We start from the raw sequence: 18761 nt of genomic DNA on the forward strand, positions 1-18761 counted from the left end.
AGCGCGCAGTGTGCCACACAATGGGCATTTCATGCATGATCTCTGCGTCATCTCTGTGTGAAACCGCGCACGCCGGCGCTATTTTACCTCCTGCGCCAGGCCGAAAACCCGCAGCAGCTGCCCCGCCAGCGCATATTGCCGCATCTGCGCCAGGGTCAGACGGTGCAGCTGGTCGATGCGCCGCTGCTGTATCGTGAAATAGCTGTCGCGCGTCTGGATGACCTGCTGCAGGTTGCGCCGGCCCGCCTCGTACTGGATGGTCCCGCCGCGCACGACGAAGGCCATCTTCTTTTCCTGCTCGTCAAGCAGGGCCAGCGTGCGCTGCGCATTGGCGATGCGCGGCAGCATGCTGGCCAGGTCGGCGCGCGTGCCCTGCTCGGCGCGCGCCACGTCCGCCTCGGCCGCCTGGGCGCGGCTGATGCTTTCGTCGCGCTGCGCCAGGCTGCCCCCGCCGAGCGGGATTTCCCAGGAGACCCCCACCGACCAGCCCCGCTGCTGGATGGTCGACGGCGGCGGCGTGGTCTTGTTATTGAGCAGATGGCTGACATTCAGATCGATTTTGGGGGCCAGGGTGGCCGCCACGCCACGCACGCGCAACTGGGCCGCGGCGGCCCGCTCGCGCGCGGCGCGCAACTGCGCCTGCTGCGTATCGGCATTCTCCAGCGCCTGCGCCGGCAGCGGCGCAAAGGCGAAATCGGCAAACTGCGCCACCGGCTCGAAGGCCAGCGCCTCGAGCTTGATGCGCGCCGCCTGCTGGTCCGTCAGCAAGCCGTCGTGCACCAGTTCCGCGTCCAGCTGCGAACTTTGCGCCAGTTCGCGGTCCACTTCCGACGATTTGCCCAGTTCCGCCTGGCGCGTCACCTGCCGCACCAGCTGCGTCACGTCGCGCAGGCGTTCCTGCGACTGCTGCAGGCTGCGTTCCAGGCGCTGCATGTCGAAATATGCTTCGGCCAGCTTTTCCGCGCTTTCCGCGCGCGCGCGCTCCACGTCGAAAGCGGCGCCCGCCATCTCGCGCTCGGCCGCATCAAGTTCGGCGCGGTCGGCGCCGCCGTTGTACACGTTCCAGCGCACGCTCGCTTCCACCTGGTGCGTGCGGCGCTCGACCTCCAGCGTCCCATCGAGGTCCTTGCTGCGCCCCCGCGTCGCCTGCAGCGCCGCAGTGGGAAACAGGCGCGAACGGGCCTGCTTGTAGCGCGCTTCGGTGGTGGCCAGCGCCGCCTGCGCCGCAATCACCTGCGGATCGCGCGGCACGGCGCGCGCCAGCAAGGCAGGCAAGCCGCGCGCGGACTGCGCCTGGAAAGTGGCCGGCGGCGCGGACTGGGCCGCCGCGTTTGCGCAGGCCAATGCCATGCAAATTAAGAAGGCACGCATCACCGCTCCTGCAGGGAAGACTGCAAGCCGCGCAGCACGGGCTTGAACACATATTGCAGCACCGAGCGGCGCCCCGTCAGGATGCCCACGTCGACGGGCATGCCTGGCGTCACCGGCAATACCTTGCCGTGCGCCGTCAGCTGGCTGCGGTCGGTGCTCAGCTGCACCTCGAAATACGGTTCGTTGCGCTCGTCGGGAATCGCGTCCGCCCCCACGCGCACCACTTGCGCCTGCATGCGGCCATAGGTGGTGGCGTCGTACGCCAGCACATTCGCCGACGCGCTCTGTCCCACATGGATAAAACCGATGTCCGACGGCTTCACGCGCACGGAGATCAGCATTTCCGAATCTGCCGGCACGATTTCCAGGATAGGTTTACCCGGCTGCGCCACGCCGCCGACGGTTGCCACCAGCACGCGGTTGACGACGCCGTCGACGGGTGCCGTCACGTCGCGCCGGCTCACCTGGTCCTGCTGGCCTTTCACGGTGCTGGCCAGGGCGCCGGCCTTGGTTTCATACTCGCTGCGCTGCGCGCCCCACTGGCCGCGCATGCGCGCTTCCACTTCGCCCGCCTGCGCCTGTGCCTCGGCCAGGGTGGCCGTCAGGCGCGGCACGGAGGTGCGCAGGCTGTCGAGTTCCGTGCGCTGCTGCTGCACACGCTGCTGCGCATTCAGGTAGTCGCCGCGCGAACCGGCACCCTCTTTGAAGAGCCTCTCCTCGATGGACAGGCTTTCCAGGGCGATCTTCAAGCCCGTGTCGAGCTGGGCGATGCGGCTGTGCGCCTCGGCCAGCTCGCCACGGCGGCGCGTCACGCCTTCGCGCGCGGCCGCCGTGGCCGACGCGAATTCGCGCTGGCCGTCGCGCCACAACTGCGTTTCCTTGGCGATCAGCTCGGGCGCCTCTTTCTGCCATTCCGGCGCAAACTGGGGCGTGCCGCCGGACAGCAGCGCGTCGAGGCGTGCCCTGCCCGCCAGCGCGGCCAGCCGGTTTTGCACGCTGGCGCCCAGGTTGGCCTCGTACTGGGCCGTGTCCAGGCGCAGCAGCAAGTCGCCGCGGCGCACGCGCTGGCCCGGCTTCACCAGCATTTCACGCACGATGCCCCCTTCCAGGCTTTGCACTTCCTGCAGGTGCGATGGCGGCGTGATGGCGCCCCGGCCATTCACGGACACGTCGAGCTGGGCGAACATGGCCCAGGCCAGCGCCAGCACCAGCAGCACGGACGTCAAGGCCAGCATGCGGATGACGATGCGCTGCGGTTCGCGTTCCGGGTCCGGGTGGGCCGCCGGCAGCGGGCGGGCGTTCGGGGCATTGAGGGCGCTCATGCCGCCACTCCCTGTTCCACCGCAGGCTTGGCCGCCTGGCTGTTCAAGACGCGCATGACGTCGTCGCGCGGGCCGTCGGCCACGATGCGCCCCTTGTCGAAGACGATCAGGCGGTCCACCAGCGCCAGCATGGCCATGCGGTGCGTCACCAGCACGATGGTCGTCTCCTTTAAGGTACGCAGCCGCCCGATCAAGCGCTGCTCGGTGGCCGGGTCGAACATGCTGCTCGGCTCATCGAGCAGCAACATCGGCGGTTTCACCAGCAAGGCGCGGGCCATGGCCACGGCTTGCCGCTGGCCGCCGGACAGGCGTTCACCGCGTTCGCCCACTTCCGTCGCCACGCCGTTGGGCAGCTGGGTGATGATGTCGTCGAGGCAGGCCAGGCGGATGGCGTCGAGCAGGCTGGCGTCGTCGGCCTGGCTGCGTCCCAGTTCGATGTTTTCGCGCAGGGTGCCGTGGAACAGGGTCACGTCCTGCGGCACGTAGCCTATCTGGCGGCGCAGGCTCAAAGGGTCCAGCTGGGTGCTGGCCAGGTCGTCGAACAGCACGCTGCCGCTTTGCGGGCCGTACTGGTTCAGCAGCAAGCGCAGCAAGGTGCTCTTGCCGGAACCGAGCTTGCCGATCACGCCGACCCGTTCGCCGGGGCGGATGTGCAGGTTGAGCTTATCGAGCAGCGGCGGCGAATTCGGGTAGGCAAAGCCCACGTCGCGAAATTCGATGCGCCCGGACAGGGGCGGCGCCTGCAGGCTGGCCGTATCATCGTCGGTGGGCGCTTCCATGATTTTATTGAGTGCGTGATACGACAGCTTGGTCTGTTCCCAGCGTATGATCAGGCCCGCGATCTGGCTCACGGGCGCCAGGGCGCGGCCCGTCAGCATGCTCACGGCGATGATCTGGCCCAGGGTCAGCAGATGCTCGCCCATCAGCAAGGCGCCCGTGGCCACCACGGCCACGCCGGACAGGGCCAGCACGGCCGTGTTGATGTAGTTGACCCGGCTGACGATTTCGCGCGTCTCGACGCTGTTGGCGGCGATGGCCACCGTCAGGCTTTCCCATTTGCGCCGGCTCCACGCTTCGGCGCCCAGCGCCTTGATGGTGTCGAGGCCATTCATGGTTTCAAACAGGTGCGCCGTGCGCTGCGCGCTTTCCTGCATCGAGGCGGCCACGTGGCGCGCCAGGGCCGCGCGCGAGGCGAAGGCGACCAGCAGCAGGATCGGGATGACTGCCAGGGGCACGAGCACGAGCCAGCCGCCGACCAGGGCGATCACCAGCAGGAACAGCAGCAGGAACGGCAGGTCGCCCAGGGTGGTCAGGGTGGTGGAGGCGAAGAATTCGCGCACGGATTCGAAATCGCGCACGGTATTGGCCAGGGTGCCCCCGGAAGCGGGCCGGCTGGCCGCGCGCAGGCGCAGGCACTGGGCGAAAATGTTCGACGACAGCGCCACATCCATGCGGCGCGACGCCGTTTCCACCAGTTCGCCGCGCAGCAGGCGCAGGGCCAGCTCGAAGCCCGTCAGCACCACGACGGCGATCGTCAGCACCCACAGGCTGGACGTGGCATTGTTCGGGATCACGCGGTCATACACGGCCATCGCATAGAACGGCACCAGCGCGCCGATGACATTGAGCACCAGGGTGCCCAGCAGGGCCCAGCGGAAGACCCAGCGGTTGCGGTTGAAGACATCCCAGAACCAGCGCCCCGCCACCGGCATGCTGTAAAGCAAGCTGCGCTGGTCGAAGAACATGACGGGACGCACGGCCACCCAGCGCCCATCGGGCACTTCCCGCGCCAGCGCGGCGGCGTCAAACCAGGCGCTGCCTTCGATGCCGGGCACGTGGCATTCATATTTGCCATCGGCAATGGCCAGTATCACCAGCGCCTGCCCTTCCCCGTTGAGCAGCAAGGCCGGCATTTCCGTGGGACGGCGTGGCTTATCTACCGGCAACACGGTGCCGGTCAGGCTGGCCTGCGCCAGCGCCTGTTCGAGAAAGTCAGCCGTGGCCGGTGCAGCCTGGGCCGCCACGCTGGCGCGCAGGCGCTCGGCCTGCACGGCAACGCCGAAAAAGCGCGCCAGGAAGACGATGGCGTCGGCGATGGCATCGGTGGACATGCCGGCGGAAGCGGTGGAAGTGTCAGGGGGTGGGGTCATGATGGATTCACAATAAAACGCTGCGGCGCGCCGGTCGGGCGCGCCGCAGCGGGAACGCTATCGCTTGCGCGATGAGTGATGACTAATGAGTAATAATTAAGTCAGCGCGGAAGCGCCCTTGCGGCGGCGCGCCATGAAGCCCAGCAAGCCCAGGCCCGCGACCAGCATGGCCCACGTCTGCGCTTCCGGCACTGGCGACACGGCCAGCAGGGTTTGCGAAGCTGGGTTGACGCTCGTCAAGCTCGTGTAGTTGTACAGGTTCTGGATGGCGCCATTGCCCGTGGCCACGCCCAACATGGTGTTGGCCTGGCTGACGACGGCGTTGCTCAGGTTTTTGAAGCGCAGGTCGCCCGTCAGCAGGTTCGTGTTGTCGTTATTCAATTCCCACAGGGCCAGCTGGAAGGCGGCGGCGCTGTTGGCGCTGGTCGCTACAGTCGCGATGGACGAAGCGTAATACCCTTCATACAGGCGCTTGACGGCATCGCTGGCGGCGAAAGCGCCGCTGCTGTAGCTGTTCGAACTGTTGCTTACGGCCACATGGGGATCGAGGCAAAACGCCAGGAAGGTGTTGCTGTCGTACTTGACTTCCCACAAGGTCGGCGAGATTGCGCTGCCCGAGCCGAAGGCGCCACCGGCAGCCGTAAACAGGCTGACGCTGTGCGAATCGACGACTTGCAGGTTGGAAGCGGCCAGGGCGCTGCCGCTGGCGAGGGCGAAAGCGGCTGCGGCGATGGCGCCGCGAACGATCAGGTGCATGGATTGTTTCATTGTGGTTTCCCTATTTCGATTATCAAGTGTGAAAAAAGCGTGGAAAGCGCCGGCGCCCCGTGACGGGCGCGCCGGTGCGGCATTGCCGGGCAGGCTCATGGCCCGGCAAGGGACATCAGGCAGCCATTTCCTGGGGCTGGGTATTTACGTGAGCCATGGCGCGGCGCAAGAGGTCGGCCATTTCGCACTGGGCCTGGGCTTCTGCGGCAGGGGTTGCTGCGGCGGCCGGCGCGGCGGCGACGGTGGTCACCGTGCCATCCTGGCCCAGCACCACGTCGAGCGTGCTGTCGTCGCGCAGCAGGTCCGCCATGCTGGGCAGATGCACGCCGGCGGCGGCCGCATCCTTGGCGTCGACGTTGAAATACACGTCCGTCATGTCGACCGTCTTGCCGTCGGCCAGGGTGGCGCTGCTGCGCTCGAGGTGCAGATTGCTGTTGGCGTCGAGGAAAGGCAGTTCCGTGTAGCTGACCGCCAGGCTGGCCACGCCGGCGTCGTGCAGGGACATCAGCTCGCCATCGTCCGTGACGCCATTGCTGTTGGCGTCGCGCCAGATGCGCAGTTCGGCGAACTTGTCGTCATGCGCATCGACCACGCCGTCGTGGTTCGAGTCATAGCTGGACAGCTTGGCGAAGCCCGTGCCCTTCTCGTTACCACCGAACAACTCGGAGATGTTGTCGATCTTGCCATTGCCATTGCTGTCGATGGCCAGCAAGCCGTCATGGGCCGAGACCCAGCCCGTCTGGATGGCGCTGCCCGTGCCCAGCAGGTCGAAGCTGCCGTGGAAGTCGGCGCGGGCGATCGTGTGCACGCCGTCACCGTTGAGGTCGATGACGATGGGCGTGATGGCCGCATCCCAGCTCATGTCGTTCTGACCCGACGCCAGCTTCAATATGTCCGTGTAGACCACGTTGGACGTCGTGCCGTTGCTGTTGACATCCGAATCGATATTGTCGTTCGTGCCCACGTTCTTCGCGCCCCATTTCCACGTATCCATGGCGTAGCCCGCGTGGTACACGCCCGACTTGTCGAATTTCAGGGAATAGCTGCCCGGATCGAGGTTGCTGAACAGATAATTGCCGTTGGCATTCGTGTAGGTGGTGGCCAGCAGCACGCCGCTGCCCGAGTACAGCTGCACCTTGATGTTGGCGATGCCCGCCTCGTTGTAGTCTTGCACGCCGTCATGGTCGGCGTCGCGCCACACCTTGTCGCCCAGGCTGGCCTTGCGGTAGATGCCCGCATCCCAGCTCATGTCGTTCTGGCCGGCGGCCAGGTTGATCAGGGACGAGCGCCCCGTGCTGACATCGACGTCGGAATCGGCCGTATCGCTGCCCAGATTGGCCTTGGTGTAATAAAAGCCTGATGGACGGATGACTTCAACCTTGTAGCTGCCGGCCGCCAGTTCGCTGAACAGGTAGTTGCCGCTGGCATTCGTCGTCGTCGAGGCGATGACCACGTTGCTGGCGTTGAGCAGGTTGACTTTTACGCCCGCCACGCCCAGCTCGCCTGCATCCTGCACGCCGTTGTAGTTATTGTCTTCCCACACGCGGTCGCCGATGGAGGCCGTGTTGAGTTTGACCAGGCCGGCATCCCAGTCCAGCTGCACATCGCCCGACTTCAAGCTAGCCCATGTGGTGGTGAAGCCGCTGGCCGGATTGACATCCGAATCCGTGGCGTAACCGCCGATATCGGCCTTGGTGAAGCCGTAGCCGGCCGGCGGCACGAAGCCCAGGTAATATTCGCCTGGCACCAGGTTGCTGAACAGATAATTGCCGCTGGCATCCGTGGTGGCGCTGGCCACGACGACGCCTTGCGCGTTGTACAGATTGACTTTCACGCCACACACGCCCGCCTCGCCCGCATCCTGCGTGCCGTTGCCGTTCGCATCGAACCAGACGCGGTCGCCGATGGACGCCGTCTTGTACAGGCCGGCATCGAGATCCTTGTAGTTCTGGCCCGCGGCGACCGTCACCTGGCCGCTGTTGCCCAGCGTGTTGATGTCGCTGTCGAGCGCGTCGCTGCTGCCCGCATCCTTGACGGTGGTCAAATAGCCCGCGGGGGCGACGACGGCGATGGAATAGGTGCCCGGATCGACATTGAAGTTGTAATAGCCGGTGGCGTCCGTCAGGGTCGAGCCGATCACGCTGCCGGCCGCATTTTTCAGCTGCACGGTAACGCCGCCGATGCCGGACTCGCCCGCATCCTGGATGCCGTTGGCGTTGCTGTCATGCCACACGCGGTCGCCCAAGGTGGCCGGCAAGGCCACGATGCCGGCATCCACGCTGTGGTTGCTGTCGCCCGAGGCCAGCAGCACTTGCGCCGTCCTGCCATCGGCATTCGCGTCCGAATCGCGCTGCTCGTCGCCGCCCTGGTCCTGGCCCGTGAAGGTATAGCCGGCTGGCAAGGTGGTTTTATCGAATTGCACGCTGTAGGCGCCCGGTTTCAAATTCGTGAACAGGTAGTTGCCGTTCGCATCCGTCACCACAGGGCTGCCGACGGCGTTGCCCGACGCATCGAGCAAGGTCACTTTCACGCCAGCAGCACCCGCTTCGCCCGCATCCTGCACGCCATTCTTGTTGGTATCGAACCAGACCCGGTCGCCCAGCTCGGCCGTGCGGTACAGGCCCGCGTCCAGGGTCAGGTTGGTTTCGCCCGGCGCCAGGGTGACGGGCGCCATCTTGCCGCTGGCATCGATATTGCTGTCCTTGCCCGCGTCGCCGCCCTGGTTCGCTGCCGTCGGCACATAGCCGGCGGGCGCCACCACGGTCACGGAATACGTGCCCGGGTTGACGTCAAAGTGGTAGCCGCCGCTGGCGTCCGTCGTGGTGGAGGCGACCACATTGCCGGCCGTATCCTTCAATTGCACGACCACATTGGCGATGCCCGCCTCGCCCGCGTCCTGCACGCCGTTGGCATTCTTGTCTTCCCAGACGAAGTCGCCCAGGTGGGCCATCGGCACCTTGAAGGTCAGGTAATGGGGCGCCAGGCTCAGGTCTTGCGCATTGCAGCCGGCCGTGCCGCCGTCATCGCGCACCTTGAAACCGAGGTCGAAGTCGCCCGCCACCGTCTGGCTCGGCACGAAGACCAGGTGGCCCGCGCGGATGTCGTCGATCGACACTTCCGTGCCCACCGCCACGGCTACGCCGTTGAGCAAGACCTGGCCCGCCGTGGTGGTATTCGTGATGACGATGGACTTGAAGCCGTCGTGCTCGACGTCGTCGTGGAAGCCGAAATCGCCTTCGCTGAGCACCACGCTGTTGCCATTGGTCAATGTAAACGTCTTGTCGGCCGCGTCGGGCGCGTCGTTGACGCGGTCGATGATGACTTGCAGGCTCAGCTGGACGATATCGCCATTGCCCTTGTCGATCGTCACTTCGATGGTCGAAAAGCTGCCGTTGTAGTTGGCGGCCCAGTCGCCGGGACGCACATACACGGTGTCCGCATCGAGCATACCGAACAGCGGTGTGTTCTCGGTCGATTCCGTATCGTCAGGCAAGAGCACGGTGAAATTCTTGATGTTCAGTTCGCCTTGCACCGAGTAGCCGGCCTGGATCAGCAGGTCGCGGATATCGAAATTTTTGTTGATGTCTTCGCAGACGTGGACCGTGGTCGACAGGTTGTAGGTAGTCATGCGGCCTCCTGACGGCATGCCACGGCGGCAGCAGGAGCGGAAATACGAGGGGCCAGGGCGCGATCAGCCTGGCCGCGCAAAGCGGCGAATGTATACATAAGTGGGCTTCCAAGAAGGGACTTGTTTAAAAATGAAGCCGGCAGATCTTGTATACAATTTCGAGGGACACAGGAGCCAGACGACGCAACCACGCAGCAGGGGGTGATTGTCTTTCTGATATTAAGTTAGCGCAATTATATCCACTATCTTTTCAAAAGAGAATCATTTTCCGATGATAAAGATAAAATTTCAATAATGAAGATGCTTTATTGATATTTTTAATATGCAAGGCGGCTGGCTTGCCCGCGCCAATCTGTGGCAATGATCGAGGCGAAAACACATGCGCCCTACTCGCACGCCGCCGCTATCGCCTACAATCTCGGGATGAATCAACTTACCCTCGTCTTGCCCTTCGCCTTGCCCAACGCCGAACTGGCTGCCGACCTGCTCAAGGTCTTGCAGGCGCCCGCGCTGGCAGCGCTGCTGTCGCGCACCTCCACATGCAATTTAGAAACTTTTGACAACGCCAACCGCTTGCTGCCGCATGAAGCGTGGCTGGCGCACGCCCTGGACCTGTCGCCCGCGCCCAACGGCGCGGCGGCGCAGGCGGCCTTTGCCGCCCGGGCCATGCGCGGCTACGGCCTCGTGCCGGAACCGGGCGCACGCTACTTCCTGCTGCATCCGGCCCACCTGGCCATCGCCCGCAGCCATATCAGCCTGGAAGACTTGCGCCAGCTCAAGCTGAACGAGACCGATGGGCGCGCCCTGTTCGACATCGCTGCCCCGTATTTCGACGAGATCGGCCAGCCGCTGGCGTATGGCGACGCGGGCACCTGGTTCATGCGCGCCGACGGCTGGTCCGACTTGCAGTGCGCCACGCCCGACGCCGCCACCACGCAAGACCTGTCCGTCTGGATGCCGGAAGGCGAGCACGCGCGCGCCGCGCGCCGCCTGCAGAACGAAGTGCAGATGCTGTGGCATGAACACCCCGTCAATGCGGCGCGCGAAGAACGGGGCTTGAAAGCCATCAATGCGTTCTGGATCTGGGGCGGGAGCGTGGCCACGAGCGAAGCTGCACGCTGCGCGGCCAGCCTGCATACGCAGAATGCACCGGGCTGGTTGGCAGCGCTGGCGGAACCGGCGCGGCGCGATGCCAGTCCAAACAGTGTGCTGACGGACCAATCCGACACGATCGTCGTGCTGGGCGGCTTGACCGAAGCGGCACAGGCCCAGGAATGGGGCATGTGGCTGCAGCAATTGCAAGCGCTGGAAACGGACTGGTTCGCGCCCCTGCTGGCGGCCTTGAAAGATGGCCGCCTGGGCCAGCTGCGCCTGGTGCTGAGCCACCGCGACGCCTGGCTGGACGTCAAGACCAGCAAGCATGCGCAGCGTAAATTCTGGCGCGCGATTACCCTGAACAAGTTGAAAGCATCATGACCCGTACCCGCATCGCCACCCGTCCCTGCCCTTACCGCGAATCCGAATTGCTGCGCCAGGGAGGCATCCACCCCGTGCTGGCCCGCCTGTACGCCTCGCGCGGCCTGTCCGACGCGAAAGAACTGTCGATTGAGGCCAAGGACTTGATACCGCCGTCCGGCTTGCTGCACATCGGCGCGGCCGGCGTCTTCCTGGCCGATGCGATTGCCGCCAAGAAACGCATGGTCATCGTGGCCGACTACGATTGCGACGGCGCCACGGCCTGCGCCGTGGCCATCCGCGGCTTGCGCGCCATGGGCGCCGACGTCGATTTCATCGTGCCCAACCGTTTTGAATACGGCTACGGCCTGACGCCGGAAATCGTCGAACTGACGGCGCGCGAAAAATCGCCCGACATCATCATCACCGTCGACAACGGCATCGCCAGCATCGACGGCGTGGCCGAGGCGAACCGGCGCGGCATGCAGGTCGTCGTCACCGACCACCATTTGCCGGCCGACACCCTGCCCGACGCGGCCGTCATCGTCAACCCGAACCAGCCTGCCTGCGGTTTTCCCAGTAAACATCTGGCCGGCGTCGGCGTCGTGTTCTACGTCTTGCTGGCCCTGCGCGCGGAGCTGCGCCGGCGCGGCATCTTTGATGCGCAGACGCAACCCAAGCTCGACAACCTGCTCGACCTGGTGGCGCTGGGCACGGTGGCCGACGTGGTGCGCCTCGATACGAACAACCGCATCCTCGTCGCGCAAGGCTTGAAACGCATGCGCAAGGGCAATATGCACGCGGGCGTGGCGGCGCTCTTTCGCGTGGCGGGCCGCGAAGCGCGCAGCGCCACGCCGTTCGACCTGGGCTTTGCCCTGGGACCGCGCCTGAATGCGGCCGGCCGCCTGCAAGACATGTCGCTGGGCATCGAATGCCTGATCACGGACGACGAAGGCCGCGCCTGGGCGCTGGCGCAGCAATTGAACGACATCAACCTGAAACGCCGCGAAATCGAGGCGGAAATGCAGGATACGGCCCTGCTGCACCTCGACGATTTCGAGCCGGCCAACAGCAGCACCATCAGCGTGTTTGACGAATCCTGGCACCAGGGCGTGATCGGCATCGTCGCTTCGCGCCTGAAGGAAAAATTCTACCGCCCGACGATTACCTTTGCACCCGGCGCCGACGGCTGGATCAAGGGTTCCGGACGCTCGATTCCCGGTTTCCACTTGCGCGACGCGCTCGACCTCGTGTCGAAACGGGCACCGAGCCTGATCGACAAGTTCGGCGGCCACGCCATGGCGGCGGGCTTGACCATCCGCGCCGACGCCTTCGACGCCTTTTCCCAGGCCTTCGAAGCCGTGGGCCAGGCTTGGCTCAGCGCCCAACAGCTGGAACGGGTGGTGGAAACGGATGGCCCGCTGGAAGACGCGTATTACACGACGGCCTTCATCGAGCTGATGGATGGCCAGGTGTGGGGCCAGGGCTTCGCCCCGCCCGTCTTCTGCGACGAATTCCGCGTCGTCAGCCAGCGCATCCTCAAGGAACGGCATTTGAAACTGTTGCTGGAAAAGAACGGCGTGCGCTTCGACGCCATCTGGTTCGGCCATACCGATGCCCTGGGCGAACGGACAAGGGTCGCCTTCCGGCTTGATGCGAATGAATACAATGGCACGACCAAGGTGCAATTGATGGTGGAGCACGCCGAGCCTGCCTGATGGCACCGGCCCAAACCTCGCGCGAAGCGCTTTGCCGCAACTTATGAAAATTTTGGTTGCGTGTACTAAATTTCAACACGCGGTATGACGGTTCCCCGCCATGCTCAACGATAGGAATATCTTTACACACATCGCCAGCCAGAGCTGGGCACCCCATCTACATGCAGTAAAGAGTAAAGCAGATATCCATCACTGTACTCAGCCGCGTGCTGCCAGCATAAGAGACAGATGTTAAGTCTGCTCCGCACATTCTGCTTCGGAGGTGTTCAACATCTTGCGTAGCGCCTTTGCGGACATGCCAAGATTTAGTTCAATCTCTGCCTGTCCAGCGGGATCCTTTAGCGTCTTCTGCAGTTCTTTAGATCTCAACAAAAGGGCACGGAGCCGGCAGGCAGCGGGTGGATGGGAGTCCTCTCTATATTGTTTGCTGAGTTCTTCATCACTGATGAAGGCCAGCAAGGTAGGAATGGCACCGATGAAGGAATATCCGGTCTTCTCTACCAAATCCAGTGCAAATTTATCTGCCGCATATTCATTCGCACGCGAAATCTTATTGTTTTGTGCATTATGCCTCAATGCAATATGCCCAATCTCATGAGCCACGACAAATGCAAGGGCCTCGTTCATGAGCATGTTAACAATGCCGCTAACCCGCACCTGTTCCTGTGGCGACCAAGATGCCATATCGACATGAGCCCATAATGGAAAAGTAAGAATTTCTAGCTCGACAAACACCATGCCGCGGCGCGCGGGCGGTTCCACAATAGCCCTAAGATACTGTATATATTTTAGCAAATTTCGACGCTGTGTTGGCCATTGCTCACATACGGCGAAGGCAATAGAAAGCAGCCATATCTGCGAACATAAACCTTGGTTAATGACGATCTGCATGCTATCGACTTGAGCCCGCGCGTTCATTTCAAGCCAAGGGACGATAGTAATGATATCTTCTTTATCTCTGATGTCTGGATATGCGGCCAATTTCGGGCGAAAAACTGCCAATGCACGGGACATGGATATCTTGCAAGCTGTATCGACTTGAGATGCTATTTGCGTCTGCATGGCTGTGGCGGCTTGCGCCCCCGAAGCAGCTAACAATGCCGCCAGCATGTAGCAGTACCGTAAACTTGTACAGGCTCTACTCATGGTTTTCCTTGGATGTTGATCAAACCTCGCTGCTGATCGAATTTCAAAGGTAGGCTCAAGTTGGTCGGCCGCACACGCTCGTCAGTGCGACGAACAAAATCTTCGAATTGCGATGCAGTTCCCTTCAGGAAAAATTCTTGCAGCGCCCCATCATATTGCTCTTTCGCTTGCTTCCATGCCGGTACGGTTTCTGCATTCCCCATGCCATTAAAACTGGGATCCCCCCAAACCTTGACGGCATCGCGATACACGATTGCTAAAGCTTCACATGGCGGCTTTCCGCGGTTAATGCTACGCATGGCTATATAAAAATTGTTATCACAAAGGTGTTTGCGGTTGATAGCATCAACAGTGGACTTTACCAGCCGTATATCCTGCGTGCATCGAGGAGAATGGTACAAGTCCCCGCCTTCTTTACAACGCATATAAGCACATTCGCCGTCTATCCGTCCCTCGCAATGACTGTAGCAAGTATCGTGATCGTTGCAACAGGAGGCGAACGAGCATACTAGCAATGGAATTGAATTCGGTACTACCCACACGTTCCAACCACTACCGCAACCGTTCGGTGCTGCGATTGCCCAGTTCCATTGAAATAATATTATTAAAAAAAGGAAGTAACGCATGGCAACTCCTTGATATAGGCTAGGACAGGGCGTCACGCAAGGCGCACCAGCAGCCCTTTAAGCATAGTCTTGACCAAGTACTTAACTTTGATAGTTATCAAGGCTAGATAGGCTGAATCTATGCAAACAGTATCCATATCAGCAATTGAGCGAGCTCTTGTTTGGACACTGCCAGTGGTGGCGTAAACAATTTTCAATCACAATAAGCGGATAAAAATGGCCGAATGCCATCACATAAATTCATTTAATTCGTTATATTCATCAATTCAACATAAAACCCTGCATCATTGCGACAAAATAACCTCTGATCTTCCCATGCTCTCTTGATAATCTTGCTTTTAAGACTTAACAAAGCTAACAACATTCCATCCGCAATGGGCAAAATCACCACATTTTATTGTAAAAATAAAAATCTTGATTGGAAATAGTTAACACTTATTTGGCAAATTCACTAGAATTGATAGCACATCAGGTAATTTCCAATGATGCATGATCAGTTCTGAGGGCAAACCCGTCGAAAGGCGGGGACGCAAAGCCACCGGCCTACCGCGCGCAAGCGCCATGGCAGCGGGGCTGCCAATGCAGGGCCGGGACCGCCAACGCGCGCCACCAGCCTCGATGCATTGTCGAGATGTGGCCCTCGCCCAACTCGGAGAGTTTCGCCATGAAAAAATTCATTCCCCCGCATGCCCGCCACGGGCGCCTGCTGCTGGGCGCCACGGCCGCCATCCTGCTGGGCGCGTGCGGCTCCGGCCAGGAGACGACGGCGCCGCCCGCCGCCATCGCCACGGCCGCGACACAGTTCAGCGTCGAGGTGCCCGTCATCCCCGCCGGCGTCGGCACGCTGGTGGCGCAGCCGATGTTCCATGCGGCTCCTGCCCTCCTGGATGCGCCGGACGGGCGCGACAACGCCAACAGCAGCGGCTCTGCCCACTGGCGCCCGCACATGCAGCGCGTGCCCCGCGCCATGGCGGACATGGCCACGCGGCGCCTGACGGCGCAAAAGATCGCTGCAGCGGAACAGGCGGCGCAGAATATCGCGCCGTTGCTGTCCGGCGGCACGAGCGACACCGTCGCGCCGATGGCCGGCAGCAGCGTGGTGGCGACCTACTCTCCCGCGCAAATCCGCGCCGCCTACGACTTGCCCGCCCTGCCTGCGGCGGGCACGGCGCTGACGCCAGCCCAGGCGGCCCAGCTGGGTGCCGGGCAGACGATCTACATCGTCGATGCCATGCATAACCCGAACACGGCGGCCGAACTGGCCATCTTCAACCAGAAATTCGGCTTGCCCGGCTGCACCACCAAAGCCATCGCCACGAATGCCGCCCTGCCATTGCCGCCAGCACCACTGAGTGGCTGCGAATTGTCCATCGTCTACAACACACCGTCGAGCACGATGACGGCCACCGCGCCCGCCTATAACTCGGGCTGGGCCATGGAAATCGCGCTCGACGTGCAGTGGGCGCACGCCACGGCACCGCTGGCGCGCATCGTGCTGATCGAGGCGCCCGACGCGTCCGTCAACAGCCTGCTGGGCGCCGTGCGTCTGGCCAACCTGATGGGCCCTGGCGTCGTCTCGATGAGCTTTGGCGCCGCCGAAGGCAGCTGGACAGCCTCCGTCGACAGCGCCTTCACGGGCAAGAACATGAGCTACCTGGCCGCCACGGGCGACTCGGGCAGCGGCGTGTCCTGGCCTTCCGTGTCGCCGAACGTGCTGGCCGTGGGCGGCACCACGCTCAGCTACAGCGGCAGCGGCGCGCGCAGCGAAGCGGCCTGGTCCGGCACGGGCGGCGGCATCAGCGCCTATACGGCCCTGCCCAGCTACCAGACGGCGAACGTGCCCGGCCTGACCAATCTGCTGCGGCGCAACGTGGCCGATGTAGCCTTCAATGCCGACCCCGCCACGGGCCAGTACACTGCCGTAATGGCACAGGGCAGCAGCACCGCAAGCTGGCTCAGCATCGGCGGCACCAGCCTGTCCACGCCGCAATGGGCCGGCCTCGTCGCCATCGCCAACGCCAGCCGCGCGCTGCAGGCGAAGACGGCGCTCGGCTTGCCGCACAGCATGCTCTACGGCCAGATCGCCACCGTGCCCGGCACCTTTGCCAGCAGCTTTGCCGACATCACGCGCGGCAGCAACGGCACCTGCAGCGTGTGCACGGCCAGGGTCGGCTATGACCCGCTGGGCGGCCTGGGCACGCCGAACGTGAAAAACCTGCTGGCCAGCCTGTCGGGCACGCAGATCGCCCCCGCCGCACCCGTGGTGGCGCCGGCCGGCATCAGCGGCGCGGCCGGCAAGCCGCTGTCGTTCACCGTCTCGGCCACCGCTTCCAATCCACTCAGCTACACCATGCTGGGCGCACCGGCCGGCATGAGCATCGCCGCCACGGGCGTGGTCAGCTGGGCCGCGCCCATTGCCGGCACGTATGCCGTGACCATGGTGGCCAAGGATAGCGTCACCGGCCTGACCGGCCAGGGCGTGTACAGCATCGTCATCGCCCCCGTCGCGCCGCCCGTCGTCGCGGCCGGCGCCATCACGGGCAAGGTGGGGACGGCGCTGACGTTCAATGTCAGCGTCACGGCCGCCAATCCCGTCACTTATGCGCTCGCCGGCGCACCGGCCGGCATGACCATCAGCAGCGCCGGCCTGGTGAGCTGGGCCGCGCCCGTGGCCGGCACCTATGCCGTCACCGTGACGGCCACGGACAGCAAGACTGGCCTGAGTGGCAAAGGCGTCTATACGGTGGCCATCGCCGCCCCGCTGCCGCCCGCGGTGACAGTTTCCAGCGTCAGCGGCAAACCGGGCGTGGCCCTGTCGTTCACGGCCACGGTGGTGGCGCCCAACCCCGTCACGTACAGCCTGTCGGGCGCGCCGTCCGGCATGGCCGTCAATGCCGCCGGCGTCATCAGCTGGGCCAGCCCCGTGCTGGGCAGCTACAACGTGACCGTCATCGCCAAGGATACGAAAACGGGCTTGACGGGCCAGGCCGTGGCCACGGTGAAAATCGCCGCCGCCGGCCCCACGATCAGCGCCGCCGCCATGACGGGCGTGGCCGGCAAGGCCATGAGCGGCAGCATCGTGCTGACGGCGCCAGGTGCGACCTCGCTGCGGATCTCGATCGACGGCGCGCCGCTGGGCATGCAGTTCTCCATGAGCGGCCTGACCATCACGGCCTACTGGCCGCAACCGGTGGCCGGCAGCTATGCGCTGAAGGTCGTGGCGCTGGACAATAACGGCTTGACGGCGCAACTGACGGTGCCGATCACCGTCACGGCAAGATAAACCAGCGTCGCCCGCCAACGGGGCGCAGCGGGACACACGTCCGCTGCGCCCCGTTTTGCATGCGCGCGGCCGTTGCAACGAATCCGAAAAAGGAGTATAAATAGTCCTTAAACAGAGTTTTATTGAAGGACATATCATGCATCTCGCCTATGCCTATCCCAAGAGCCGCTTCGAGCCGGCCGTGCTCGTCGACCTGAACGCCAAAGCCGAGCGCGAACGATTGTCGCAAGCGGCACTGAAGGGGTTTTTCAAGCTGGCCGCCGCGTGGAAACTGCGCGACGACGATGCGCGCGAATTGCTGGGCGGCCTGTCCAGCAGCGCCTGGTACGAGTGGAAGAAGCACCCGGACCGCGTGCTGGAAGTGGACCGCATCACGCGCATTTCCTATTTGCTGGGCATCTACAAGGCCTTGCACATCCTGTACGGCGACAAGCTGGCCGACGAATGGGTAAGTTTGCCCAACAAGAACCCGATCTTTGGCGGCCGCACGCCCCTGTCGCAGATGCTGGCCGGCGGCTTGCTGGCCATGCAGACCGTGCGCAAGCTGCTCGACGCGCGCCGCGGAGGGCTGTGATCGTGCCGGCCGCCGCGAATTCCCTGCTGCCGCCGCTGGCCGCCTTGCGCCAGATCGACACCTGCCGCCTGATCCCGTCGCGCTTCGCCGACATGGAGGATTCCGTGCTGGCACCGCTGGCCGAAGACGACGACCACCTGCGCGAGCTGTTCGAGCTCGATAACGCCACCAACGCGCGCCTGGTGGCCGAGTACGGCGGCGCGCCAGGAATTGGCGTGGACGAGCTGGTTTTTGGCGTGCCGCACTTTCGCATCATCAACGCCGCCTACACGTATGCCCGCCCGGAAGGGGCGCGTTTCAACGATGGCGAACGGGGTGCCTGGTATTGCGCCTTCGACATGAAAACGGCGCTGGCCGAGATCATTTTCCACAAGACCGTGGAATACCAGGAAATCGACTATTTCGACGACAGCGTCAGCTACCAGTCGCTGCTGGCCGATTTTTCCGCCAGCTTCCACGACCTGCGCGGCCAGGAGCGCTACCAGGCTTGCCTGGACCCGGCCAGCTACATCGCCTCGCAAGACCTGGCCGCCATCCTGCTCGACGCGGGTTCCATGGGCGTCATCTTCCCCAGCGTCCGGCACGCCAGCGGCACCAACCTGGCCTGCTTCCGCCCTGCCCTGGTGGGCAATGTTCGCAAAGGCGTCGCCTATCGGTTAACATGGCAGGGTACGCCGACGCCGCAGGTGGAAGCCTTGCCAGGCAAATAAACCGCGCGCA

General features: G+C 63.5%; 12 protein-coding genes and 1 riboswitch. Of the genes, 5 read left to right on the forward strand and 7 right to left on the reverse strand.

From position 1 onward, the window contains the following. Positions 1 to 78 precede the first annotated feature (78 nt). The 5 genes from D9M09_RS15365 to D9M09_RS15385 form a co-directional block, all read right to left on the reverse strand. Positions 79 to 1371: a TolC family protein gene (locus D9M09_RS15365; RefSeq protein ID WP_227741985.1), complete on the reverse strand. Its 1293-nt coding sequence runs from the start codon at positions 1369 to 1371 to the stop codon at positions 79 to 81. Next, the gene (locus tag D9M09_RS15370) at positions 1371 to 2693 is read right to left on the reverse strand and encodes an HlyD family type I secretion periplasmic adaptor subunit (protein WP_070291586.1); all 1323 of its coding nucleotides are present in this window, start codon (positions 2691 to 2693) and stop codon (positions 1371 to 1373) included. Before D9M09_RS15370 ends, D9M09_RS15365 begins: the two co-directional genes overlap by 1 nt. Continuing rightward, a complete protein-coding gene (locus tag D9M09_RS15375; protein WP_070291585.1) occupies positions 2690 to 4843 on the reverse strand; it encodes a type I secretion system permease/ATPase in 2154 nt (717 codons plus the stop codon). The genes D9M09_RS15370 and D9M09_RS15375 overlap by 4 nt, the downstream gene beginning before the upstream one ends. A gap of 96 nt (positions 4844 to 4939) precedes the next feature. Then, positions 4940 to 5611 (reverse strand): PEP-CTERM sorting domain-containing protein, encoded by a 672-nt coding sequence (locus D9M09_RS15380; protein WP_070291584.1) that lies wholly within the window; start codon positions 5609 to 5611, stop codon positions 4940 to 4942. A gap of 115 nt (positions 5612 to 5726) precedes the next feature. After that, on the reverse strand, positions 5727 to 9239 hold the full coding sequence (locus tag D9M09_RS15385) for an SdrD B-like domain-containing protein (protein WP_070291583.1): 3513 nt from the start codon (positions 9237 to 9239) through the stop codon (positions 5727 to 5729). A 423-nt stretch (positions 9240 to 9662) separates the two neighbouring features. Here D9M09_RS15385 and D9M09_RS15390 point away from each other — a divergent pair, with 423 nt between their 5' ends. Both D9M09_RS15390 and recJ read left to right on the forward strand, forming a co-directional pair. After that, positions 9663 to 10715 carry a hypothetical protein gene (locus D9M09_RS15390; protein ID WP_070291650.1) on the forward strand — a complete coding sequence of 351 codons (1053 nt, stop codon included), beginning with the start codon at positions 9663 to 9665 and terminating at the stop codon, positions 10713 to 10715. Next, positions 10712 to 12412, forward strand: coding sequence for a single-stranded-DNA-specific exonuclease RecJ (gene recJ, locus D9M09_RS15395; RefSeq protein ID WP_070313578.1), 1701 nt, complete (start codon positions 10712 to 10714; stop codon positions 12410 to 12412). Before D9M09_RS15390 ends, recJ begins: the two co-directional genes overlap by 4 nt. A gap of 231 nt (positions 12413 to 12643) precedes the next feature. Here the strand turns inward: recJ and D9M09_RS15400 are convergent, their stop codons facing one another. Continuing rightward, a complete protein-coding gene (locus tag D9M09_RS15400) occupies positions 12644 to 13522 on the reverse strand; it encodes a M48 family metalloprotease (protein ID WP_070313576.1) in 879 nt (292 codons plus the stop codon). Positions 13523 to 13554: 32 nt separating this feature from the next. Continuing rightward, on the reverse strand, positions 13555 to 14184 hold the full coding sequence (locus tag D9M09_RS29085; protein WP_141750090.1) for a hypothetical protein: 630 nt from the start codon (positions 14182 to 14184) through the stop codon (positions 13555 to 13557). Positions 14185 to 14678: 494 nt separating this feature from the next. Then, positions 14679 to 14765: riboswitch (cyclic di-GMP riboswitch) on the forward strand. An 83-nt stretch (positions 14766 to 14848) separates the two neighbouring features. Here D9M09_RS29085 and D9M09_RS15405 point away from each other — a divergent pair. The 3 genes from D9M09_RS15405 to D9M09_RS15415 all read left to right on the forward strand — a co-directional run bounded on the left by D9M09_RS15405 (position 14849) and on the right by D9M09_RS15415 (position 18751). Beyond that, positions 14849 to 17467 carry a S53 family peptidase gene (locus tag D9M09_RS15405; RefSeq protein WP_121671107.1) on the forward strand — a complete coding sequence of 873 codons (2619 nt, stop codon included), beginning with the start codon at positions 14849 to 14851 and terminating at the stop codon, positions 17465 to 17467. Between the two features lie 136 nt (positions 17468 to 17603). Continuing rightward, positions 17604 to 18041, forward strand: coding sequence for an MbcA/ParS/Xre antitoxin family protein (locus D9M09_RS15410; RefSeq protein WP_070219985.1), 438 nt, complete (start codon positions 17604 to 17606; stop codon positions 18039 to 18041). Beyond that, entirely contained in the window at positions 18038 to 18751 is a 714-nt protein-coding gene (locus tag D9M09_RS15415; protein WP_240453385.1) for an RES family NAD+ phosphorylase, read from the forward strand. Before D9M09_RS15410 ends, D9M09_RS15415 begins: the two co-directional genes overlap by 4 nt. The last annotated feature ends 10 nt before the right edge of the window (positions 18752 to 18761 follow it).

Source organism: Janthinobacterium agaricidamnosum, from assembly GCF_003667705.1.
Taxonomy (GTDB): Bacteria; Pseudomonadota; Gammaproteobacteria; order Burkholderiales; family Burkholderiaceae_D; genus Janthinobacterium.

Excerpts from the sequence above, each read along its gene's own strand:
- D9M09_RS15365 (WP_227741985.1), bottom strand. The coding sequence starts at position 1,371 with ATGCGTGCCTTCTTAATTTGCATGGCATTGGCCTGCGCAAACGCGGCG.
- D9M09_RS15370 (WP_070291586.1), bottom strand. The coding sequence starts at position 2,693 with ATGAGCGCCCTCAATGCCCCGAACGCCCGCCCGCTGCCGGCGGCCCAC.
- D9M09_RS15375 (WP_070291585.1), bottom strand. The coding sequence starts at position 4,843 with ATGACCCCACCCCCTGACACTTCCACCGCTTCCGCCGGCATGTCCACC.
- D9M09_RS15380 (WP_070291584.1), bottom strand. The coding sequence starts at position 5,611 with ATGAAACAATCCATGCACCTGATCGTTCGCGGCGCCATCGCCGCAGCC.
- D9M09_RS15385 (WP_070291583.1), bottom strand. The coding sequence starts at position 9,239 with ATGACTACCTACAACCTGTCGACCACGGTCCACGTCTGCGAAGACATC.
- D9M09_RS15390 (WP_070291650.1), top strand. The coding sequence starts at position 9,663 with ATGAATCAACTTACCCTCGTCTTGCCCTTCGCCTTGCCCAACGCCGAA.
- recJ (WP_070313578.1), top strand. The coding sequence starts at position 10,712 with ATGACCCGTACCCGCATCGCCACCCGTCCCTGCCCTTACCGCGAATCC.
- D9M09_RS15400 (WP_070313576.1), bottom strand. The coding sequence starts at position 13,522 with ATGCTGGCGGCATTGTTAGCTGCTTCGGGGGCGCAAGCCGCCACAGCC.
- D9M09_RS29085 (WP_141750090.1), bottom strand. The coding sequence starts at position 14,184 with ATGCGTTACTTCCTTTTTTTAATAATATTATTTCAATGGAACTGGGCA.
- D9M09_RS15405 (WP_121671107.1), top strand. The coding sequence starts at position 14,849 with ATGAAAAAATTCATTCCCCCGCATGCCCGCCACGGGCGCCTGCTGCTG.
- D9M09_RS15410 (WP_070219985.1), top strand. The coding sequence starts at position 17,604 with ATGCATCTCGCCTATGCCTATCCCAAGAGCCGCTTCGAGCCGGCCGTG.